The following is a 22,288-nucleotide window of genomic DNA, read 5'->3' on the forward strand; positions in this document are numbered from 1 at the left end:
CCACGACCGAACCCGTCACCTCCGACGCCGCAGCCGCCTGATCAAGATTTCTCATCCACAAGTCTTGACTATTGCTCTCTGGAACTCCAACAACCGCTCACCAGTGTTGGCGTCCCAGAAGCGGACTTGGCCGTCGGCGCCGCCCGCGGCCACCGCCGGCCGTCCGGCAGGTACCGGGCAGACCGCCTTCACCGGTCCGAACCGGTCCTGTTCGGCGACGGTGTCCGGCTGGCCGCCGGCCGGGTCCCACAACCGGACCGTCCCGTCGTCACCGGCGGTGGCCAGCAGCCGGTTCTTGGCGGAGCGCAACTCGCACACCGCGCGGATCCAGGCCGCGTGTCCCCGTAGGCTCGGTCGGCTCGTCCAGGCCGGCACCTCCCACAACCTGATGAGCCCGTCCTCACCGGTGGACGCCAGCAGGCGCCCGCCCTCCGCCTCAACGGTGCAGAGATCGGTTATCGGTCCACCGGTCTCCAGAACCTGGACCGGCCGACCGGTCAACGGGTTCCATAGCCGGACGGTGCCGTCGTAGCCCGCCGAGGCGAGCAGTGTGCCCTCGGGCGTCTCGACCGCGCAGAGGGTGGTGACCCAGCCGGTGTGGCCGGTGAGGACCAGCGCCGGCCGGTTGTCGGCGGCTAGGTCCCAGATCCGGATCACGCCGTCGTACCCGGTGGAGGCGAGGAGGTGCCGGCCGGCCGGCACGTACGCCACGGCCGTCACCCAGCCGGTGTGCCCGATCAGCTTGTGACGTTGGGCTCCGGTGGCTGGGTCCCACACCCGTACCGTGCGGTCGTCGCCGGCCGAGGCGAGCAGGTCGCCTCCGGGCAGCGGGATGGCACAGACGTTGCGGACCCAGTCGCGGTGTCCGCGCAGCTCATGCCGGCGGTGGCCGCTCCGCGGATCCCACAGCCCCAGCGTGCCGTCGTGGCTCGCGGTTGCGATCAGTGTCTCGCCGTTGCCGGTCCGGACGGCGCACACGCTCCGGATCGTGTCGTCGTGGCAGGTGAAGACCCGCTCGGCCTGGTTCGTCAGCGGGTCCCAGAGCCGTACGGTGCCGTCGTCACCGACGGAGGCAAGCAGCCGCCGGTTGTCGATCTCGATGGCGGCGACGTCGTAGACGGCCTGCGAATGCCCGTCGAGCACACTGCGTTCCTGCCGGGGCGGGGTGTGCGCCCAGCGCGCACGGTACGGGGCGGCGTCGGCCAGGATCCCGCTGTCCAGGCCGTAGAGGCAGTCGACGACCGAGAAGAGCGCCGCCCTCTCGGCCGGGCCTGCGGCCACCGCCAGCGGCGTGCACTGGAGCAGTCTGGCGCGAGCCCGCGCCATCGGCGTCATCAGTGTGTGCTCGGCGTCGACGATGGTGAGCAACCGGTCCAGGTGCGCGTGCCGCAGGTAGTCCTCGTCGGCCAGCAGATGCTCGACGAGCCCGGCCCGGTCAGCGTGCTGCGGCAACCACCGCAGCAGGTAGTCGGGGGCGGTGTCCCATCCCGCGATACGGGCCGGGGCGATCCACGCCGACACCAGCCGGCGCTGGTCGTCACGGCGGGACGCCCGTACGTCCCGGTCGGCCAGCAACGCGTCGTTGAGGGCCTGGTGGAACAGCCGGTACGCGGGCTGTGCTCCGCCGCCGGTCTCGACGAGGAAGTTCGCCGCCGAGGTACGGGCGAAGCTGCCGAGTTGAGCCTCGGTGACGGTTCCGCCGAGAGCCGTCACGGCGGCCTGCCACAGAGACAGCGGCAGTCCCGGCGTCTCGGCGTACGCCAGGGCGGTCAGTGCCAACCGGGCGGAGGTCGAGCCGGCCGCTGGCAGCCCGGAGAGGTACGCGTCCAGTGCGTGGGCCACGGTCGCGGTAAACGACACCGTGGCCGGATCGACGGGCTCGTTGTCCCGCAGGGCGTGTGCCCTGGCGACGAGGCCGGCGACGAGGAAGTTGCCCCTGGCCAGGACAGCGATCCGCCGGGCGAGTGGGGCGGCGGCCGCGGGATCGGCATACGGGTTGGCGGGACGCTCGGAACCAAGCAGCCGCAGGGTCGCCTGGGCGTAGTTGACGAGGTCAGACTCGGCGAAGTATTCCGGTGTGTCCAGATCGATCAACTCCACGTCGGCACCAAAGCAGGTGATCAGATTGCCCCGGTCGTCGGAGCGTCGGGTGCCGACCACCACCCGGGCCCCGTACCGGCCGCAGTCGCGTGCCAACGGCTGGAGGATGTCGTCGACGATCTGCCGTGCCTGGCCCGGGTCGGCAGCCTCGTCGAGGGCGTCGACGACGAGCGCGAAGCGGGCGGGCCGTCGCTCCATCCGCTCGCGTACCGTCGGGATCAGGTCGGCCGGCGTACCGGGCAGGTCGACCGCGACCGCGCGGGCGATCTCGGCCGCCACCTCGAGGGCGGTCTTGCCCTTGGCGTGCACGGCGCAGGACACCGAGTCGGGCGTGGCTCGGACGGCGACGTCGTCCGCCGGTAGGCAGGCGCGGATCTTCCGGTCGGCCGTGGTGACGATCCGGCCGAGGACGGCGGACTTTCCCACGCCGGGCGACCCGGTGACGATCAGGGGCCGGCCCGTCGGCGTGGGCCCGTCGATCCAATCCACCAGCTGTCGTAGGGCGGTCGCCCGGCCGCGGAACCGGGCACCGCCCTCGGTGTCCACCGCCACGCCCCGGGCCCGGGGGAGCCAGTGGCGACCGGCTTCACCGTCGGCGCTCAGCGTCCAGCCCCAGGCGGAGAGCGCGGTGTCGTCGGCGTCCTCGACCCGCCACGCCGACAGGGCCATCAGCTTCATCTCGGGTATCTGCTCGTGGGCGTGGTGCAGCGTCACCGCCTGCCCCTTGCCCTGCCCGTCGGCGGAGACGACGACGCCGACCACGGCCTCGTACTCCGGCGACCAGACAGCTCCGCCGCTGAAGCCCTTGCTCAGCGCGCCGCCCGCGCCACTGTCGATCATGACGAGGCCCCAGCCGCCGATGTCGGTGACGGTGCCGTTGGCCGGGGTACCCCCGGTTATCCCCGAGGGATAGCCGTACGCCCAGAAGGGACGGTCGATCAGTGACCTCGGCTCCAGGCAGCGCAGCCGGGCCGGAGTGACGGTGGCCGGTACCGGATCGACGAGTTCGAGCAGTACCAGATCGACGTGCGCGGCCTGCATGCCGTCGTGCAGGCACTGACGAACCTTGCGCCGGTCGAAGTATGTGACCTTCGGTGCACGGGGAAAGGAGACCGAAAGGTCCTCGTGGAGGCTGCCGTCGGCCGTGAATGCAACGTGGTGGCAGGTGAGGACGAGATTCGTGTCGACAACTATGCCGGTGCCGGCCGGCGTGTGCTGATTTCCCCGATGGAGCGCGACCGCCCAGGGGCTGCCGTCAGGGACCGCGGTCACTGAACATCACGTCCGTCAACGCCGCAACTTCGGGTCGTCCTCGGGAGAGCCGGCCGCACGCCAGTGAAGAGTGACCTCGAAGTTCGCCTCGCCGGTCGCCTTGGCGACCACCCAGTTCGCGGTGCCGGTCGCCTTGACTCCGAACTTGACCTCGATGGCGTCCGGAGCGACCGTCTTTACCTGTTCCAGTAGTTCCTTCGCGGCCGCGACCGCCGGTGCGGTGGATTCACGCACCCAACCGGCGACGTCGCCGATCCCGGCGGGTTGGAAGCCGGCCGGGGGATCCACCTCGATGAGCGCGACCGTCTTGTCGTCGACCTGGTAACGGACTACCTCAGACTGCACGGTCGCCTCCGTGGCCGGGCCTACCTGGAAAAGGGCGCGGAAGAGGTCTTAAGCCAAAGCGGCCGTCCTATCTTCCGCAGATCGACCATGCTGCCTCGTGCCGCTGATCCTTGGCAACGGGCCAACACCCAATCAGGCAATCTGGCCCCGTACGGGTGTTTGAGTTGGAGTGCTCCGAGCAGGACCGTTGAAGATCTACTTTTGCGTACTGTCGGCTTTCTGCTGCGTAGGACGTGACCTTGCGCTTGCTGCGCGCCCTCGGCAGAATCGGCCCGGGCACGGGCTGCCCGTTGCCGGAAGCACGGCCACCCTTCGAGTCTTCGGTCATCACCCCCACGTGGCGAAGACGTGCGTGCCGCAGAGGAGCATCCGCATGTCGGAAAAAGAACTGACGCTGGTTGAGCGGTGCATTCTCATCACGCTCATGATCAAGGCGACACCACTGCCGCAGACGTATTTCACCAATGTGGCCGGCATCGGCCTGAAGGCCGATCATCGGCGCCGCCTGCTGTCGCTCAAAATGATCGAGGTGACCGAGAAGCCGATTACCCTCGCGTTGACCGACGAGGGATGGGCCCGGGCCGCCGAGGAGATGGGAGCCGAGCCCCCGAAGGGCGCTGGCACCTCCGGTGGGACGCTCTATGTCGCGCTGGACTTCCTGCGCCGGCTCGTTGACCATGCGGGCGTCCGTGCGGACGATCTGTTCCGGTTGGAAATCAACAGCAACGCCGTCCTGTCGGCCGGGACCAAGTCGACGGCATCCGACCTGACGCGCGATCGCCAGGCCGACCCGGTCACATTGGTACGGCAGGCCTACCAGAAGCTTGCCACCGCCCTCGGTGACTACGTCATGCTCTCCGACCTGCGCTCGGCACTCGGCGAGCTGTCCCGTGCGGAGGTCGACGCCGCGCTGGTCGAGCTGAACCGGGATCGGAACGTACACCTGGTGCCGGAGTCGAACCAGAAAGTACTCAGGGCGGAGGAGCGGGCCGCCGCGGTGAGCATCGGTAACCAGGACAAGCACCTCATTGCCATCTCGTCATGATGACCGACGAGGAGCGGCGGGCCCTGGCGGCGCTCAGGTTTAACTGGGCTCCGACACCGGACGACGTGTGGAAGTCCGCCCCGTTCCACGTCGACGGCCTGCACCGCGACGTCGTCAAAACCGTGCTGGACAGCTTTTCGGAGGCGGACGGCAGCGCCGACTCCAGCCCGGTGGGTGTCGCCGTCCTGGGCCAACGGGGTACCGGCAAGACCCACCTGCTCGGCACCGTACGCCAGCAGGTGCACCAACGCGGCGGGTTCTTCTTCCTGGTCGCACTGCTGGAAGCCCGCGCCTTCTGGCACAGCACAGCCATGTCAATCCTGGCCGATCTCATCAGGCCCATGCCCGATGAAACGACGCAGCTGCGGACATTCCTGCGCCGGCTGGCCGACCTGGTCGGCGCTCCGCGGGCGGTGCGCCGGGCCGTCACGGGCGACACCGAACTGAGCCGGAGCGCCCTCGATGCCTTCGTCGATCTGATCCGCAAGGCGAACCGTCAGATCGGCACCGAGTGTCAGGACACGGCGCGGGCCCTCGTGCTCTATGCCGCCGAGCCATCGGCCACGCAGGACGTCGGCTACGACTTCCTGTGCTCCGCCGACGAGGAGGAACCAGGCACCCGGGCCGAGTGGGGGCTGCGGCGTAACCGGCGCGCCCCGCAGGAGGTGGTCCGGGAGGTGTCGCGGCTGCTGGCCATGGTGGGGCCGGCGGTGATCGCGGTCGACCAGATCGACCTGATGGTCGCCCAGTCCGTCAAGGCGACCAACCAGGAGATCCGGGGTGAGACGGACTGGCAGACGTCGTTGCTGTTGGAACAGGTCGCCAGTGGGCTGATGGCCTTGCGGGAAACTACCCGCCGGTCGCTTTCCGTGGTGTCGTGCTTGCCGCAGACCTGGCGAAACGTTAAGGAACAGGCCACCGACACGGTCCAGGACCGGTTCCGAGAGGCCGCCCCGCTAAAGGAGATCCCCTCCACGGAGGTCGGACGGGAACTGGTCGAGAAACGATTCGCGATGATCTTCGACGGGCTGGGGTTCCAGCCGCCTTACCCGACCTGGCCGATCCATCGGTCCGCGCTCGACGAGGTCGTCGGCTTCACCCCCCGCGAACTGCTCCGCCGCATCGACACGCACGTCCGGAACTGCCTGGCCGGCGACGAGGTGACCGAACTCCGACACCTGCTGCATCCAACCGCCGGCCCCGTCGCTGTCGTGACCGAATCGCCGCCGGTGCTCCGCACGACCGCGCCCGACGGCGTGAGCGACAAGTTTCGCAGGATTGACGCCCGTTACGCCGATTTGGTCGCCAGCGCCGACCCCGAGCCCGCCGCACGTCAGCAGTCCGAGGACGTCCGGGTTCCGCCGCTGCTCCAGGCCGGCCTGACCGCGTGGATAGCCGAGCAAGGAACGGCCGTCGAGTCCTTCAGCCTCGATTCGCTCTCGGTCGGCGGCAAGCCGGCCCTGCACGCGCGGCTGCGGCGCAGCCTTGACGAGCAGAGCGAGGACGAGGAGCACTGGTCATTCCGGGCGGTCTCCGCATCGCACCACATCGCCGCTCTCAACCGGATCCGCAATGCCGTCACCGCCGCCGGGCTTACTGAGGGGGTCGCCAAGCGGCGACTCTTCCTGCTGCGCACTGCAGACTGGTCGACCGGTGCTCGTACCCGCGAGGTGCTGGCGGCGTTCGAGCGGGCCGGCGGCCGCACGCTTTCCTTCTCCGCCGCGGACATCCGCCGGTTGACCGCCCTGGAACAGCTCATTCAGCACTACGGGCTGGAGACGCTGCGGCCCTGGTTCGCCGACCGACGACCCGCTTCGGACATCACCTGCCTGCGGGAGGCGTTGGGCAGAGGGCACGACGCACCCGCGCCGGCACCGCGACCGGTAGCCGTTCCAGACGCCCCTCCGGCGGTCGAGCCGCAGGCGCCCCCGTCAGCGCCCATCGTGGGGCGGAAGACGGACACGGCATCTGCAGGACTCGCCGAATCGGCAGCCCGATCGATTGATTCACCTGAGGTGCTGGTACCGCGTGTCGTCGCCCAGCCAATCGCCGGGATCGACCCTGCTTTCCTGACTCTCGGCACGGTCGCCGGGCGCCCGGACGCCCTGCGGATCGATCTGGAGGCACTGCGACGGCACACGGTGATCTTCGCCGGGTCCGGCTCCGGCAAGACCGTCTTGATCCGCCGGCTCATCGAGGAATGCGCGCTGCGGGGGGTATCGGCGATCGTCCTCGACCCGAACAACGACCTCGCCCGGCTCGGTGAGGCATGGCCAGTACCGCCCGACGGGTGGGGGCCGGACGACACCCGCCGGGCTGAGGTGTACCTGTCCGAGACGGACGTCGTGATCTGGACGCCAGGGCGGCAGAGTGGCCGGCCGTTGGCCTTCCAGCCGTTGCCGAACTTCGCCGACGTGCTCGACGACCCCGACGGGTTCACCGCCGCAGTGAACGCCGCCGTTGCCGCTCTCGCCCCGCACGCCCGGGTCAACGGCGGCACGGACAAGGCTCGCCTCGGCCGTGCCGTGTTGCGCGAGGCGCTGGTCAGCTACGCCCGTACCGGGGCGAACGATCTGCGCGAGTTCGCCGAGGTGCTCAACGACCTGCCGGACGGTGTTAGCCAGCTAGACGGGGCGCCCAGGCTGGGGGCGGGCATGGCGCAGCTTCTCAAGGCCGCACTTATCGACGATCCACTGCTCGGTGGCATCGGTACCCCCGTCGATCCCGGCGAGTTGCTCACCCCGCGGCCTGGCCGGCGAGCACGGGTGTCGGTGATCAGCTTCGTCGGGCTGCCTGAGGAGCACCAGCGCCAGAGCTTCGTGAACCAGTTGCAGCTTGCCCTGTTCACCTGGATCAAGCGCCATCCGGCCGGCGACAGGCCGCTGGGCGGGCTCTTTGTGATGGACGAGGCCCAGACCATGGCCCCATCGGGCGCGGTGACCGCCTGCACGGAGAGCACCTTGGCGCTGACCTCACAAGCCCGCAAATACGGACTGGCCTTGGTCTTCGCCACCCAGGCGCCGAAGGCGCTGCACAATCAGATCCCTGGCAACGCCGCCACCCAGTTCTTCGGACTCCTAACCGCGCCGGTCCAGATCGAGGCGGCTCGAGACGTGGCCCGGGCGAAGGGCACCGACGTGCCGGACGTCGGCAAGATGCGGACCGGCCAGTTCTACGCCGGTGTGGAAGGCAGCCGCTTCGTCAAAATGCAGGCCCTGATGTGCCTGAGCCACCATCCACGGAGCCCGCTGACGACCGAAGAAGTCGTTCAGCGGGCCGTATCGTGACGCCGCTGTCAGTTCGGAACTACTACTACCCGCCGGACGGCTCGGCTACGCGGCCCCTTTCCTCCGCCGGCGGGGGAGCAGCTTCGCGGCGGCTTCGGCCTTGGCGCGCTCGACGTCGAGTTCGGCGATCACCGAGGTGTAGACGTCGGTCATGGCGGCGGAGGAGTGGCCGAGGAGTTCCTGGATGTCCTTGAGGTCGGCGCCGGCGGCTTTGAGGTAGGTGGCGGCGCAGTGCCGCAGGTCGTGCAGTCGGATCGGGGGTAGTCCGGCGTCGCGGACGAGGTTCTCGAAGCGGTCGGTGACGGCGTTGGGGTGCCAGGGCTGTTCCGTCGGTTTGGACGAAGAACAGCCCGGTGTCGGGCCAGGCTGGGCCGGCGGCGAGTTTCCACTGGGCGCGCCGGGTGTGGTGGGCACGCAGGACGGTCCGGGTGATGCTGGCCAGGGCCATGATCCGGTTGCCGGACTCGGACTTGACCTTCTTGATCACGGGTGTGTAGCCGTGGGTGGCCATCTGTTGGGTGACGTGGATCAGAGAGTTGTCGAGGTCGACGGCGGTGTCGGTGAGCCCGACGGCTTCGCCTCGGCGCAGGCCCCAGTGCAGGATTAGCGTGAACAGCGGGTAGAGGGCGATGTCGTGCTCTTCGGCGTGGTCGAGGAACGCGCCGGCCTGCTGCGGTGTCCACACCATGACGGGGCTGGGGCGCTCGCCGGTGTCGCGCCACCGTTGGACGGCGTTGGCGGTCCAGACGCGGGCCTTGGGGCGTACGCCGGAGGGCAGCTCGATGTGGGCGGCGGGGTTGAAGTCGATGAGCCGATGGTTGCCGCGGCGGATGGCGTCGTTGAGGGCTTTACGCAGCGTGGCGCGGATGCGGTGCATGCTGGCCGGCCTGGTGGTGCGTTGGCCGCGGACCGTGGCACGGATCCACGGCTTGTCGCTCTGCCGGGCGATCTCGATCGCGGTGGAGCAGTCGGCGATCGCGGTGAACATGGCCTCGATGTGCTCCACCCGCAGCTTGACCAGCGGGATGGCGCCGAGGTGGGGGATCAGGTGGGTGCGGATGTGTGACTCGTAGGCGAGCAGGGTGTTGGGTTGGACGCTGCGCAGATTGCGCGCGACGCCAGCCACGACTCGAGATACTCGCCGACGGTGGTGGTGACGGTGGCCGGTAGTCCGGCGCGGAACGTTCCGCAGGCATACCTCGCCGAACCGCCTGAGGAAGCCGTTACGCACCCCACGCCGGAGCGGAGCCTGCTCACACAGGTGCGGCTCACGAATTTCAAGTCCTTCGGCGCCGACACCCGGATTCCGCTCGCGCCGCTCACTCTCATATACGGGGCGAACTCCGCTGGCAAGTCGAGCATCCTCCAATCACTGCTGCTGCTGAAGCAGTCGATCGGCAACCACAGGGTCGTTACTCAGGGACCGTCACTGATGTCGGCGGCTTCGCCGGTGTGGTTCATCGGCATACCGGCGAGAGGGTTGGACTCGGCTTCACCTACGGCGCCCTCCCGTCGTGGATACCGCCGGACGGCACCGCCGATCCCGCTCTGCTCCGGGAGGTCCATTGGACTTTTGGCGATGACGGCGGCCGGGGTACTTTGCGCGCCACAGAGTTCCGCTTCGACGACCTCGAGCTCTCCTTCCGGGCGGACGACAGCAAGACCAGCGACCGTCTTGTTGCCGACATCGACGACGTGGCAGCGGTGCTGAAGGGCATCGCCGACGGAGGACTGCTCTACCCCTTCGAGACCGGGAACCGAGACCGCCGGTTCGAAGCCGAACGGGTCGTCCGCCGTCTGCGCGAGCGGAACGTGCATGAACTGGCGCTGTGCGGCGATGGTCTGCTCCCCGCGCCGGAGCCGTTGCTGGACTGGCCGGTCGTGGCGGGGCTGGACGAAGTCGAGCGAAGCCGCCTGCAGGCACACGCCGGCCGTTTGGCGCGGCTTGCCGGAGGCATTTCCACCGAGGTCCGGCAACTACTGGACAGCGTGGTCTGGCTGGGCCCACTTCGCTCGGCACCGCGGCGGTTCTACGACCGGTCGTCGCAGGCCGCAGCCCTCGGCGACGGGCGGCACGTCGCGATGTTCCTGCTCGACCACGCCAGCGCGGTGGACCAGGTCAACGAGTGGCTGGAGCGGATGGAGGTGCCGTACTCGCTGAAGGTCATCCCGCTGAGCACCGGAGGCGGGGTAAACGTCGTCGGGGACCTGGTGGCGATCGTGCTTACTGATCGTCGATCGCGGGTCGACGTCACTCCGGCGGACGTTGGGTTCGGTATCAGCCAGATCCTGCCGGTCATCGTGGAGTCGCTTGCGCAGCGGGAGTCGATTATCCTGGTCGAACAGCCGGAAACCCATCTGCATCCTCGCCTGCAGGCACGGCTCGCGGATCTGTTCATCGAAGCGACGCGGGCCGGCGGTCGGGGCAATCAGCTGATCGTGGAGACCCACAGCGAGCACCTGATCCTGCGTACCCAGCGGAGGATCCGGGAGGGCCTTCTCGATCCGGCACACGTCTCGGTCGTCTACGTGGACCAGGACGAGCAGGGCCGGACAAGCGCGCGTTGGCTTCGCCTGGACGACAAAGGTGACTTTCTCGACGACTGGCCGCACGGGTTCTTCGACGAGCGCTTGGACGAACTGTTCGGTGACTTCTGATGCATGCCTGGATCGCCATCGCCGCGAACGCCCTGGACACCAGCGGTCTGTCGAACCCGGTAGCGAACCTTGTCCACCGTGCTGCCGCTGAGGGCGTCGCGGTGCACGGACGGCTCGTGTTCGGCAGCAATCAGGAGGCCAGCGAACTCGTCGCGGCGATCCGCCAGGGAGCGGCGCTGCCCCAGGACGCGCGGAACCGGTGGATCGAGGTCCTGACGCACCTCCGGAAGACCAACCGAATCACTGTGCGGAAGCCGGACGCACCCGCGCTCGCGTCGATCAGGGCCCTCGACGACCTCCGCCTGCATTGGTGGGCGGCCACGGACGTCGCGGTCGTCGCGGCGGAAGTGGGCGAGGTACTGGGCGCGGCCGCTGACGCCGGCCACCGCCCTGAGGTGGCGACCGCGGCGACCTTGGACGACTGCCGTGTTATCCGGCGGATCCGGAGTCTGGCCGAGGACGCGACAGCGGCCTACGGCAGTGACCGCGAGCGGTTCTGGAGTGATGTCCTGGAACCGCTGGCTACCGGGGCTCGGCAGGTCACGATCGTCGACCGTTACCTCTTTAAGTCGTTGTGGGACCTGGATGCCGGAAAGTACTGGACCAGGCGCTGGCGGGGTGAGCACTTGAGCTGGCTGCTGCAGCGCATCGACTCCGTGGCGGACTCGGGGGCGGAAGTCAGGCTGGTCGGCGCATGGAACCCAGGGGAGTATCCGGCGATGACTGCGACGAGCACGGCGGATGCGCTCAAAGCCGTCTGGGCCCCGACGGGCGCTGGCCGCCTTGCCAAGGTGACGGTGACGCTGGCTTCGCCTGCCAGGGTTGTCGACTTCCCGCACGATCGACACATCCGATTCAGCACCGGTGCCGCGTTGATGCTTGGGGCCGGATTCGACCGGCTCCGAGAGAGCGCTATCCGGGACCAGGATGGCTTGAACTGGCAGTACCGCTGGAGCCCGCGCGCCATCCGGGAAGTGGAGGCGAGGGAGCAGCGGGCGCTCGCTCTGCCCCATACCGAGGCGGTCGTCTATCGGTAGCTTCGCCTCTCGCGGGTGTACGACGACGCAAGGGGCAGGTTCGGTATGGTTTCGATGGTTGGCCGAAGCAGGCGGCGGTCGCATTAAGGTGACGACGAGACCGGTTTGGGGGTGCTCGGTGGGTGCTCGCGCGCCGTGGACGAACACCGGCTGCTGCGACGTATGGTGCGCCGTGCCTCGCTAAGCTGGGACGGATGCCGAACTCTGTGGACGCATGCGACGCGGAGAGGCCGTGTGGGACGGCTGCGACTGAACTCTTAATCCGCTGGTCTGCTTCAGGGCTACTGCCGTCCAAATCCACTACGAACAGGCGAGCGGCCCACGAGGCGCTGCGGTCCATATAGGATGGCAACATCCCTCTCGACGGGCGCAAAACCGCAGGTAAAACCGGAGGTTGGCTCGACGACTTCCGCTGCCGATCGGCGACACCTATGGATTAAAAGTCCACAGCTCTGCCATTGAGCTAGCGGCCCGTCCGCCCAGGCTACCGGAACCCGCCACCTGTCGATCTTCAGACTCGCCACCGGCTCGACCTGGCGTTGTCCGAGCCGCCCGGACCCTGCCACGTCGCCGAGCTGGCGCCGCACCTGCGGCCGACGGGGCATGACGGTGCCCCGGTGGGGAACCGGGACACGTATGAGGGTCAGCAGTACCGCCGCGGTGGCGGCGTCCAGCGAGGTGGCCGGGGACGACGGCGTACGCCGGCCCGGTGGCGAGGTGCACGCCTGGTTGCCGGGCCAGAACCAGACGGTCTGCGGGCTCCAGCTGAGCCGTACCCGGCTGCGCCGCTTCCCGGACGTGCCGTTCGACTACTCGGCCACCGACGTGCTCACCGAGGCCGATCCGGAGGGCTACGTCTGCCCGCGCTGCCTGGCCGCCACGCAGGGCCGCCGCGAAGGGGAGAAGGGCTGGGCGCGTACGAACCCCCGTCCGTGAGCGGTTGCTGTCCGCTTCAGCGGGTACGGCACCGGTATGCGCATCGTGATCGTGGGGGCGACCGGCAACGTGGGGACGGCGTTGCTGCGCCGGCTGCGGCGGGAGTCCGGGGCGGAGCTGGTCGGGGTGGCCCGCCGGTTGCCCGGGCCGGACGCCGGTGAACCGTACGACAGGGTGGAGTGGCACTCCTGCGACGTGGGGGCGGCGGGCGCGGTCGAGAAGCTGGCGGCGGCCTTCGCCGGGGCGCGGGCCGTGGTGCACCTGGCCTGGCAGATTCAGCCCAGCCACGACCAGCGCACCCTGCACCGGACCAACGTCGGCGGCAGCCGCGCGGTGATCGAGGCCGCCGTCCGGGCCGGCGTGCCCGCCCTGGTGTACGCCTCGTCGGTCGGCACCTACGCGCCCGGCCCGAAGGACCATCCGGTGAGCGAGAACTGGCCGGCGACCGGGGTGGAGACGTCGTCGTACAGCCGGGACAAGGCCGAGGTGGAGGCGCTGCTGGACGGTGTGCAGCGGGAGCGCCCGGAGCTGCGGGTGGTGCGGCTGCGCCCGGGGCTGACCTTCCAGCGGGACGCCGGCACGGAGATCCGGCGCTACTTCCTCGGCCCGCTGGCGCCGGTGCGGCTGCTGCGGTACGGCCGGATCCCGCTGGTGCCGACGAACCGGCGGCTGCGCATGCAGGCGGTGCACGCCGACGACGTGGCCGACGCGTACGCCCGGGCGGTGCTGGGTGACGCCCGCGGCGCCTTCAACGTCGCCGCGGACCCGGTGCTGACCCCGGAGCTGGTGGCCCGGCACTTCCACGGCTGGACGGTGCCGGTGGCCACCCCGGTGCTGCGAGCGGCGGCGGCGCTGACCTGGCGGGCCCGCCTGCAACCGGTCGACACCGGCTGGGTCGACCTGGCGCTGAACGCCCCGCTCATGTCGAGCGAGCGCGCCGAGCGGGAGCTGGGTTGGACCCCAGAGTTCGACAGCGTCACGGCCCTGAAGGAGCTGTTCGAGGGCATGTCGAGCCGCACCGGCACCACCTCCCCACCGATGTCGGCGGACCGGATGCTCCCCGGCCGCCCCACCGCGCTCCTGAAGGCCCGCCTCCCCGGCCACCCCAACCCCTACTGAGGCCCGGTGAGGCGGGAGCCCGTGACCGTGGGTGGGTGGGCGCCGAGGAAGAAGATGCCGGGGTAGCCCTTCGTCTCGAAGCCTTTGCTGGGGTTGCGGCGGAGGGTCGAGGTTTCGATCTTCAGGGTGCCGGTGCGGTTGTTGCTGACGAAGAAGATGGCGCCGCCGCCCTCGTTGGCCGTGTTGTTCTCGATGATGGTTCCGGCGACGCGGACGGTGAACTCGTTGCCGTCGCAGTAGATCGCGCCGCCGCTGCCGCCGCCAGGAGTGCCGGAGCGGGCCGGGTTCGCGCCGCTGCCGACCGCCCGGTTGTCGCGGAAGACGCTGTTCAGCACGGTCCAGGAGACGCCGATGCTGCTGGTCGCCGCTCCGTTCGCGCAGATGCCGCCGGTGAAGCTGCTGTTCACCACGTAGACCGGCCGGTTCTCGTACTGGCTGAGCACCCGCAGCGCCGCGCCGCCCAGGTCCTGGCCGGTCCGGTCGCAGCGGTTGTCCACGAAGCGCGTGTTGACCACCTTGAACCGCCCGCCGCGTACGAAGATCGCGCCGCCCCCGCCACCCTCGGTCCGGTCGCCGGTGGAGTTGCCGTCGGCGAAGGTCAGGTTCTGCACGGTGAGCTGCGGGTGGTCCTGGTTCTGGCAGTGCGAGGTGGTCCAGCCCTGGGCCTGGTCGCAGGTGTTCTGGTAGAGGATCCGGCGCTGGCCGCCGCCGCTCAGGGTGACCTTGCCGCCGCCGTCCAGCATCCGGGGGCCGTGTGAGTTGACCACCTTCGCGGTCGCCTTCATCCGGATGGTCACCGGGGCCGGGCCGCAGTCGAAGGTGATGATCCCGCCGGCCGTCACGGCCTTCACCACGGCCTCCGAGGTGCAGCTCGCCGGGGTGCCGGTGCCGACGGTACGGGTCGGGTGCGAGGTGTCCACCGCCCGCGCCTCGGCCGGCACGGCGGCGTGCCCGTCCGGGTTGCCGGCCCGGAACGACACCGTCGACGGGGCGGCGCTGGGCTTGGCGCTGCCGAGGCCGGAGCGGGCGCTCGGGCCGCCGGTCGGGGGCGGCGTCGGGCCGGCGGCGGTGCCGGTGGCCGCGACCGGCGCGGGCGAGCCCGTCGGGTGGTCACCTCCGCAGGCGGGCAGGGTCGCGGTGGCGACACCGAGGACGAGGAGGGCGACAGCGGACTTCACGCGCACCGGACGATGCTAGGAGCGCGCGCCGCCCCGGCACGACCCGGCGCGAAATCCTTAACCCGGGGCTAAGCCACCCGCCGGCCGCAGGATCCCCGCCGAGCCGGGTCAGGCGTGGGACAGCGCGAACGCGACCAGGAAGCCGAGCACGGTGATCAGGCCGACCAGCAGGTGGGCGTCCTCGAACGCCTCCGGGACCATGGTGTCGGTGATCATCGCGAGGATCGCGCCGGCCGCGAGCGCCGTGATGGTGGCGAGCACCTCGGGCGGGGCGCCGCCGAGCAGCGTGTAGCCGGCCAGCGCCGCCGCGCCGGAGACCAGGGCGATGGCCGTCCAGAGCAGGAAGACGTAGCGCCGGCTGCGGCCCGCCTGGCGCATGCCGGCCGCGCTGGACAACCCCTCCGGCACGTTGCTGAGGAAGACCGCGAGCACCGTGACCAGGCTGACCGGGCCGCCGGCCAGCAGGCTCGCACCGATCACCACCGACTCCGGTACGCCGTCCAGCAGCGCGCCCACCGCGATGGCGGTGCCCGAGCCGGGCTGTTCCTGCTCGGAGGGCTGCTCGTCGCCGGAGCGCTTGCGGTGCCGCGCCCCGCGCCGGGCCAGCAGGATGTTCGCCCCGGTGTACGCGAGCGCGCCGACCGTGGCGCCGATCACCACCGGCTTCAGCCCACCCTGCTCGTGCGCCTCGGCGATCAGCTCGAACGAGACCGCGGAGAGCAGCACCCCCGCGCCGAACGCCATGACCGAGGCGATCACCCGGCGCGGCACCCGCGCGAAGAACCCGACGAGCGCCCCGATCAGCAGGGCCGACCCGGCCAACAGTCCCCAGAATCCCGCTTGCAACCACTCCGGCACGCGCAGGACCCTACCCCCGGGCCGAAATCGGAAACGGGCTCAGAAGTCGGCGAACAGGTAGGGCAGCTCCCGCGGGAAGATCCGGCGCAGCTCGGCGGCGGCGTCCACCGGCACCTCACCGAGCCCGCGCACGGCCACCTCGGCCGGGTCGAGCACCCCGTACGCCAGGGCGGAGAGCCCGGCGGCGGTGAGCCGCGCGGCCGGCACGCTGCCCGCCGCGGCGGCGTCCCCGGGGAGCACCTCCAGGGTGCCGGTGGCGCCGTCGAGCAGGTGGGTGCCGGCCAGCCAGCGGTCGCCGACCAGCTCGACGACGACCCGGCCGGTGCCGACCGGCTGGTCGGCGAGCGCGTCCAGGCTGAGCAGCCGGGCCATCGGGGCGGACGAGCCGGGCCGGGCCACCCGTGCCTCGACGTGCACGGCGAGGTCGGTGAGCCACAGCTCGGGCAGCTCGTCGGCGGGCAGCTCGACGCTGATCCGCTCCACCTGGTCGACGTGGCGGGCGAAGAACTGGAGCAGCGACGCCCGGGCGTACGGGTCGCCGGCCAGCAGGTCGTCGGCGATCAGCGTGCCGCCGTGGTCGTCGATCCGGTAGGTGACCGCGCCGACCGTCTCGCCGTCCCGGACGGCGGTGAGCAGCCAGCGGTCGTCCCGGTCGCGCAGCCCGACCGCCCGGAAGTCCGGGAAGATCGCGAACCCGTGCCGCTCGCGCAGGCAGCGTTCGGTGTACGCCCGCCACCGGTCGTAGCCGGCGCCGACCCGCTCCCAGACCACCTCGCCGGGCAGTTCGGCGCGGAGCAGCGGGGCCAGGTCCGCCGGGGCGAAGACCGCGGTACGCCGGCGGGGCAGCCCGACGTAGCCGAAGCGCTCGTAGAACGAGGCGCGGAACGGGTAGAGCGCGGTCAGTTGGTGCCCCTCGTCCCGCAGTTCGTCGAGGAGCCGGTGCAGCAGCGTCCGCACGTGCCCGCGCCGGCGGGCCAGCGGGTGGGTGGCCACCCCGGCGACGCCGGCCATCGGCAGCACGGCCCCGCGCAGGTTCTGCCGCATCGGGACCGCGGAGACGGCGGCCGTGGTGACCCCGTCCTCTTCCACCACCAGCGTCCGGTTGCCCGCGTTGTACGGCAGGTACTCGCGGAACTCCTCGGTCCGCGACGCCGCCATCGGCGATGTCTCGAAGGCGTACGCCTGGAGCGGGAAGCTGGTGGTGAGGCGTTCTTCGGCGGCCAACCGGCGAATGCGCATCCGTTCATCCCAACCCGAGCCACCGGGTGGCGCAACCGGAATCGGGCGGGCTCAGGCCTCGGTGACGTCGGAGACCACCACGGTGACGTTGTCCGGCGCGCCGGCCTGGTGGGCGAGCTTCACCAGTTGCTCGCCGCACTGCTGCCGGTCGCCGTAGGTGGCCAGCGCCGAGGCGATGGCGGCGTCCTCCACGTAGTCGGAGAGGCCGTCGCTGCACAGCAGCAGCCGGTCGCCGGCGAAGACGGTGAGCACCCCGACGGCCGGTGGCGCGTCCGAGCCCTGCACCGCCCGGGTGACCAGCGAGCGCTGCGGGTGGTGGCGGGCCTGGTCGGGGGAGAGCGCCCCCTGGTCGACCAGCGCCTGCACGAACGTGTCGTCCCGGGTGAGCTGGCTCAGCTCGTTGTCCCGCAGCAGGTAGCAGCGGGAGTCGCCGACCTGTGCGAGGACCAGGGTGTCGCCGGCGAGCAGGCCGGCGGTCAGCGTGGTGCCCATTCCGTCGCGCGTCGGGTCGACCGTGATGGCGGCGCGGATGCGCTGGTTCGCGGTGCTCACCACGGCGCGCAGGGCGTCGGCGGCCTCGTCCGCCACGGTCGGCGGGGTCAGCTCGTCCAGGATGCGGATGACGATCTCGCTGGCCACCTCGCCGGCGGGGAGGCCACCCATGCCGTCGGCCACCGCCACCAGGCGGTCGCCGGCGAGGGCGGAGTCCTCGTTGTTGGTCCGGACGAGGCCGACGTCGTTCAGGATGGCCGAGCGGAGGATGAGCGTCATGGGGACAAGCTTGCCAAGAACACCCGCCCCGCGTCTCTACGCACTGCTGGGTCTGCTGGAAGAAATGTCACGGGCTTGCACACGGGGTATGTATCAACAGTCCACTGTGGCCACTCGGGGATAGCGCAGGAGCAGGCTCGCCCGGACCACCTCGTCGCCGACGGCGGCGTAGCTGTGCGGCACGTCGGAGGCCCAGCGCAGGTATTCGCCCGGGCCGGCGGTCAGCGGGGCGTCCACCGGGCCGGCGCGGAGCACGCCGGAGAAGACGGTGACGTGTTCGGTGACGCCGGCCTGGTGCGCGGGGGAGAGCTGCGCGGGGCCGGGGCTGACCCGCATCCGGTACAGCTCGTAGGTGGCGTTGGTGTCGCTGAAGACCTCCAGCAGGGTGGCCCCCACCGCGGCGCCGCGTACGGTCGGCGTCTCCGCCGGCCCGGAGAGCACGGCGGTGAGCGGCACGCCGAGCTGGGCGGTGATCGCGTACAGGGTCTCCAGGGTGGGGTTGCGGGTGCCGTTCTCCAGCCCGGAGAGGGTGGCCTTCCCGACGCCGGCAAGCCGGGCGAGCGTGGACAGGGACATCCCCCGCTCCTCGCGGAGGGCGCGGATCCGCCGGCCGACGGCTTCCGCGCTCCGGTCACCGGCTGGTGGGGCAGCTGCCATGGGGCTATCGTGCTACATCGGTCCGTTCCGTAAACGGAACGGCGGGTGAGGGGGAGAGCATGGCCGGTCGACTGCAACCCGTGCTGGCCGGCGTGGTGACCGCACTGGTCGGCTTCGCCAGCTCGTTCACGGTCGTGCTCGCCGGGCTCCGGGCGGTCGGCGCGGAGCTCGTGGTCGGCGCCGGCGACCCGGCGACCGTGACCGTGGACGACCTGGTCGCCGCCGGCGGGCCGCCGCCCGCCGGCCCCGCCCCGGCCGACCCGGCGTACGTGATCTTCACCTCGGGCTCCACCGGCACGCCCCGGCCCGTGCGGGTGTCGCACGGCGCCGCCGCGCACCTCGCCGAGGCGTTGGAACAGACCGTGTACGCGGGCAGCCGCCCCGGGCTGCGGGTCGCGGTGAACGCCCCGCTCACGTTCGACGCCTCGGTGAAACAGCTCGTGCAGCTCGGCCACGGTCGCGGCCTCTACCTGGTGCCCGAGGAGGTCCGCCGGGACGGGGCGGCGCTCGCCGCCGCGCTGGCCGACCACGGCGTCGACGTGCTCGACCTGACCCCCTCCCAGCTCCGCATCCTGCTCGCCGGCGCCGGGGAGACCCGGCTGCCCGGCCTGCTGCTGCTCGGCGGCGAGGCGGTCCCGCCGGACCTGTGGGAGACGGTGGCGGCGCTGCCCGGCGTCCGTGCGGTCAACCTGTACGGCCCGACCGAGTGCACGGTGGACACCAGCGCGGCGGAGATCCGCGCCGGTGACCCCCCGACCATCGGCCGGCCGCTGCCCGGCGTCGCGGTCCGGGTGCTCGACGAGCGGCTGCGGCCGGTGCCGCCGGGAGTGGCCGGGGAACTCTGCGTCAGCGGCCCGCAGCTCGCCGACGGCTACCTGGGCGACCCGGAGGCCACGGCGCGGCGCTTCATCGAGATGGCCCTGCCCTCCGGTGGCACGGAACGGGTGTACCGGACCGGCGACCGGGTCCGCTTCGACGCCGACCGGCGGCTGCGCTACCTGGGCCGCCTCGACGACCAGGTGAAGATCCACGGTTTCCGGGTGGAGCCGGGCGAGGTCGCCGCCGTCCTGCGCGGGCACCCCGAGGTCGCCGACGCCGCCGTGGTCGCCCGCGACGACGACGGGTACGGCGACCGGCTCGTCGCCTACGTCCGGCCCGGCCGGGCCGCCGCGGCCGTCGACGTGGACCGGATCGCCGGGGTCAACCCGCACGAGACCCGCTACCTGTACGACGAGATCTTCGTCCAGCAGGTCTACCTGCGCGACGGCATCGTGCTGCGGCCCGGGGCGACCGTGCTCGACGTGGGCGCGAACATCGGCATGTTCTCGCTCTTCGTCCACAGCGTCTGCCCGGACGCCACGATCCACGCGTTCGAGCCGGTGCCGTCGGTGGTCGACCTGCTGCGGCGCAACGTCGCCGAGTTCGGCGTACCGGCCACGGTGCACGGGTTCGGGCTGTCGCGGGCGGCCGGGGAGGTGTCCTTCACCTACTACCCGGGCTACTCGATGATGTCCGGCCACGCCGCGTACGCCGACCCGGACGCCGAGGTGGCGGTGATCAAGCGGTACCTGACCAATGAGCGGGACGCCGGCGCGGACGAGCGGGACGTCCTGCTCGACCGGGTCGACGAACTGCTCGCCGAACGCTTCGCCGGCCAGCGGCTCACCGTGCCGGTCCGGCCGCTCTCGGCCGTCCTCGACGAGCTGGCCCCCACCGGGATCGACCTGCTGAAGATCGACGTGCAGCGCGCCGAGGCGGACGTGCTGGCCGGCCTCGAAGACCGGCACTGGCCGCTGATCGCGCAGGTCGCCATGGAGGTGCACGACGCGCCGGGCACCGACACGGCCGGCCGGCTGGCCGAGCTGGTCGCGTTCTTCGAGGCCCGCGGCTTCACCGTGGTCACCCGCCAGGACGACCTGCTCGCCGGCACCGACCGGCACACCCTGCACGCCGTGCGCCCCGGGTACGCCGCCGACCCGCGCCCGGCGGTGGCCACACCGGCCGCGCCGGCGGCCGGCCCGCTGGCGGAGCGGCTGACCGGCTGGCTCGCCGAGCGGCTCCCCGCCCACCTGCTCCCGGCCGCGGTGGTGCTCCTCGACGAGCTGCCGCTGACCCGCAACGGCAAGCTCGACCGGGCGGCGCTGCCGGCGCCCCGGCTCGACCGGCCGGGCGGCGGCGCGGCGGTGACACCGGGCAACCGGGCCGAGGAGATCCTGGTCGAGGCGTGGCGCGAGGTGCTCGGGGTGGCGGACTTCGGGGTGACGGACAGCTTCTTCGCCCTCGGCGGCGACTCCATCCGCAGCATCCAGATGCAGGTGGCGGCGCAGAAGCGCGGACTGTCCTTCCAGCTCAACGACATCTTCACGTACCAGACGATCCGGGAGCTGGTCGAGCACGGGCAGCTCACCGTGGACGGCGTCGAGACCCGGTCCGCCGCGCCGGAGACCGGGCGGTTCGCCCTGGTGGCCGACGTCGACCGGGAGCGGCTGCCCGACGGGCTCGCCGACGCGTACCCGATGACCGTCCTCCAGCAGGGCATGGTCTACCACGGCGAGCTGACCGGCGACCCGGCCATGTACCACAACGTCACCGCGCACCGGGTCGCCGCGCCGCTGGACGCGGCGGCGCTGCGCCGCGCGCTGGCCGGTCTGGTGGCCGCCCATCCGGTGCTGCGGACCGGGTTCGCGCTGGGCGCGTACACCGAGCCGTTGCAGCTGGTGCACGCGGACGTGCCGGTCGAGGTGCCGGTGACCGACCTGGCCGGCGCCGACCCGCAGGCCCGCCGGGCGCGGATCGACGACCTCGTCGCCCAGGAGCGGGTACGCCCCTTCGACTGGGCACGCCCTCCGCTGCTGCGGCTGCACGCCGTCCGGGAGGACGCCGACGGGTTCACCCTGATCGTCGCCGAGTACCACGGCATCCTCGACGGCTGGAGCCTGCACCGCTTCCTCACCGACCTGCTCGCCGCGTACGACGGGGAGCGGGCCGGGGAACCCCGTCCGGCCGACCCCGGGCTGCCGTTCCGCGAGTACGTGGCGGCGGAACGGCAGGCCCTGGCCGACCCGGCCGCCCGCCGGTTCTGGCTGGACGGCGCCGGCGCGGTGCCGCCGCTGCTGCTCGGCGGGGCGCAACCACGGACCACCACCACCCAGCGGGTGCCGCTGCGGGCCGACACGACCGACCGGGTGACCGGGGCGGCCCGGGCCGTCGGGGTGCCGGTCAAGTCCTGGCTGCTCGCCGTGCACCTGCGGCTGGTCGGCGAACTCGCCGGGCGGGACGACGTGGTCAGCGGCCTGGTGGTCGGCGGCCGGCCGGAGGGCGAGGGCAGCGACGCCACCCTCGGGCTGTTCCTCAACACCGTGCCGGTGAGCGTCACGCTGGGCACCCGGTCCCCGGCCGAGCTGGCCGCCGAGGTGTGGCGGGCCGAACGGGAGCTGATGGGGCACCACCGGTTCCCGCTCGCCGAGATCGTCCGCGCCGGCGGGGCCGGCCCCCGCTTCGACCACTTCTTCAACTGGACCCACTTCCCGAGCGACCCGGCCGCCGGCGGCAGCCGCATCGTGGACAGCCGGGGCATCACCGTGGACGTGGCGTTCAGCCTCGCCGTCGACGCCGAACTGGCCGCCGACACCGGCCGGCTCGCCCTCACCGTCCAGTACGACCACCGGCACGTCCCCGCGGAGCGGGTGGACGCCTTCGCCGACGGCTTCCGCCGGCTGCTGGCCGCCGACCCGACCGCGCCGCTGCCGCCCGTCGCCACCGCCGGGCCGGTGCCCGGCGGCGACG

At 71.4% G+C, this 22,288-nt stretch carries 15 protein-coding genes and 1 pseudogene; 7 read left to right on the forward strand and 9 right to left on the reverse strand.

The features are described 5' to 3' along the window. Nucleotides 1-51: 51 nt before the first annotated feature. Nucleotides 52-3,372: a trypsin-like peptidase domain-containing protein gene (locus B0E53_RS15435; protein ID WP_107076704.1), complete on the reverse strand. Its 3,321-nt coding sequence runs from the start codon at nucleotides 3,370-3,372 to the stop codon at nucleotides 52-54. Between the two features lie 15 nt (nucleotides 3,373-3,387). After that, entirely contained in the window at nucleotides 3,388-3,717 is a 330-nt protein-coding gene (locus tag B0E53_RS15440; RefSeq protein ID WP_107076705.1) for a CU044_2847 family protein, read from the reverse strand. A 373-nt stretch (nucleotides 3,718-4,090) separates the two neighbouring features. Between B0E53_RS15440 and B0E53_RS15445 the strand changes: the two genes are divergently transcribed. Both B0E53_RS15445 and B0E53_RS15450 read left to right on the forward strand, forming a co-directional pair. Further along, nucleotides 4,091-4,762: a hypothetical protein gene (locus tag B0E53_RS15445; RefSeq protein WP_107076706.1), complete on the forward strand. Its 672-nt coding sequence runs from the start codon at nucleotides 4,091-4,093 to the stop codon at nucleotides 4,760-4,762. Next, the gene (locus B0E53_RS15450) at nucleotides 4,759-8,049 is read left to right on the forward strand and encodes a DUF87 domain-containing protein (protein WP_107076707.1); all 3,291 of its coding nucleotides are present in this window, start codon (nucleotides 4,759-4,761) and stop codon (nucleotides 8,047-8,049) included. The genes B0E53_RS15445 and B0E53_RS15450 overlap by 4 nt, the downstream gene beginning before the upstream one ends. Nucleotides 8,050-8,094: 45 nt before the next feature. Here the strand turns inward: B0E53_RS15450 and B0E53_RS39375 are convergent, their stop codons facing one another. Beyond that, the gene (locus tag B0E53_RS39375) at nucleotides 8,095-8,463 is read right to left on the reverse strand and encodes a tyrosine-type recombinase/integrase (RefSeq protein WP_246835420.1); all 369 of its coding nucleotides are present in this window, start codon (nucleotides 8,461-8,463) and stop codon (nucleotides 8,095-8,097) included. A gap of 628 nt (nucleotides 8,464-9,091) precedes the next feature. After that, nucleotides 9,092-9,280 (reverse strand): annotated as a pseudogene (locus B0E53_RS40400) (hypothetical protein); the annotation flags it as partial. 221 nt (nucleotides 9,281-9,501) lie between these two features. Here B0E53_RS40400 and B0E53_RS15465 point away from each other — a divergent pair. From B0E53_RS15465 to B0E53_RS15480, 4 genes are all read left to right on the forward strand, one after another. Continuing rightward, nucleotides 9,502-10,707: a DUF3696 domain-containing protein gene (locus tag B0E53_RS15465; protein ID WP_107076708.1), complete on the forward strand. Its 1,206-nt coding sequence runs from the start codon at nucleotides 9,502-9,504 to the stop codon at nucleotides 10,705-10,707. Then, nucleotides 10,707-11,744: a hypothetical protein gene (locus tag B0E53_RS15470; RefSeq protein WP_107076709.1), complete on the forward strand. Its 1,038-nt coding sequence runs from the start codon at nucleotides 10,707-10,709 to the stop codon at nucleotides 11,742-11,744. Before B0E53_RS15465 ends, B0E53_RS15470 begins: the two co-directional genes overlap by 1 nt. Before the next feature lie 636 nt (nucleotides 11,745-12,380). Further along, nucleotides 12,381-12,680 (forward strand): hypothetical protein, encoded by a 300-nt coding sequence (locus B0E53_RS15475; RefSeq protein WP_107076710.1) that lies wholly within the window; start codon nucleotides 12,381-12,383, stop codon nucleotides 12,678-12,680. Nucleotides 12,681-12,716: 36 nt separating this feature from the next. Then, a complete protein-coding gene (locus B0E53_RS15480) occupies nucleotides 12,717-13,799 on the forward strand; it encodes an NAD-dependent epimerase/dehydratase family protein (protein WP_107076711.1) in 1,083 nt (360 codons plus the stop codon). On the opposite strand, the gene B0E53_RS15485 is transcribed toward B0E53_RS15480, so the two are convergent. From B0E53_RS15485 to B0E53_RS15505, 5 genes are all read right to left on the reverse strand, one after another. Next, nucleotides 13,793-14,983, reverse strand: coding sequence for a hypothetical protein (locus B0E53_RS15485; protein WP_168215328.1), 1,191 nt, complete (start codon nucleotides 14,981-14,983; stop codon nucleotides 13,793-13,795). The genes B0E53_RS15480 and B0E53_RS15485 overlap by 7 nt on opposite strands. A 102-nt stretch (nucleotides 14,984-15,085) precedes the next feature. Continuing rightward, a complete protein-coding gene (locus tag B0E53_RS15490) occupies nucleotides 15,086-15,835 on the reverse strand; it encodes a ZIP family metal transporter (RefSeq protein ID WP_107076712.1) in 750 nt (249 codons plus the stop codon). 39 nt (nucleotides 15,836-15,874) lie between these two features. Next, nucleotides 15,875-17,074 carry a GNAT family N-acetyltransferase gene (locus tag B0E53_RS15495; protein WP_107076713.1) on the reverse strand — a complete coding sequence of 400 codons (1,200 nt, stop codon included), beginning with the start codon at nucleotides 17,072-17,074 and terminating at the stop codon, nucleotides 15,875-15,877. Nucleotides 17,075-17,125: 51 nt separating this feature from the next. Continuing rightward, the gene (locus tag B0E53_RS15500; RefSeq protein ID WP_107076714.1) at nucleotides 17,126-17,845 is read right to left on the reverse strand and encodes a protein phosphatase 2C domain-containing protein; all 720 of its coding nucleotides are present in this window, start codon (nucleotides 17,843-17,845) and stop codon (nucleotides 17,126-17,128) included. Between the two features lie 93 nt (nucleotides 17,846-17,938). Beyond that, entirely contained in the window at nucleotides 17,939-18,421 is a 483-nt protein-coding gene (locus B0E53_RS15505; protein ID WP_246835419.1) for an XRE family transcriptional regulator, read from the reverse strand. A gap of 140 nt (nucleotides 18,422-18,561) precedes the next feature. Between B0E53_RS15505 and B0E53_RS15510 the strand changes: the two genes are divergently transcribed. Then, on the forward strand, nucleotides 18,562-22,288 hold a 3,727-nt coding region (locus tag B0E53_RS15510; protein ID WP_146167679.1), incomplete at its 3' end, for an FkbM family methyltransferase.

It is taken from the genome of Micromonospora sp. MH33 (genome assembly GCF_003013775.1).
GTDB classification, from domain to species: domain Bacteria; phylum Actinomycetota; class Actinomycetes; order Mycobacteriales; family Micromonosporaceae; genus Micromonospora; species Micromonospora fulviviridis.

Coding starts and splice junctions, on each gene's coding strand:
- B0E53_RS15445 (WP_107076706.1), top strand. CDS start 4,091: ATGTCGGAAAAAGAACTGACGCTGGTTGAGCGGTGCATTCTCATCACG.
- B0E53_RS15450 (WP_107076707.1), top strand. CDS start 4,759: ATGATGACCGACGAGGAGCGGCGGGCCCTGGCGGCGCTCAGGTTTAAC.
- B0E53_RS15470 (WP_107076709.1), top strand. CDS start 10,707: ATGCATGCCTGGATCGCCATCGCCGCGAACGCCCTGGACACCAGCGGT.
- B0E53_RS15475 (WP_107076710.1), top strand. CDS start 12,381: ATGAGGGTCAGCAGTACCGCCGCGGTGGCGGCGTCCAGCGAGGTGGCC.
- B0E53_RS15480 (WP_107076711.1), top strand. CDS start 12,717: ATGCGCATCGTGATCGTGGGGGCGACCGGCAACGTGGGGACGGCGTTG.
- B0E53_RS15495 (WP_107076713.1), bottom strand. CDS start 17,074: ATGCGCATTCGCCGGTTGGCCGCCGAAGAACGCCTCACCACCAGCTTC.
- B0E53_RS15500 (WP_107076714.1), bottom strand. CDS start 17,845: ATGACGCTCATCCTCCGCTCGGCCATCCTGAACGACGTCGGCCTCGTC.
- B0E53_RS15505 (WP_246835419.1), bottom strand. CDS start 18,421: ATGTCCCTGTCCACGCTCGCCCGGCTTGCCGGCGTCGGGAAGGCCACC.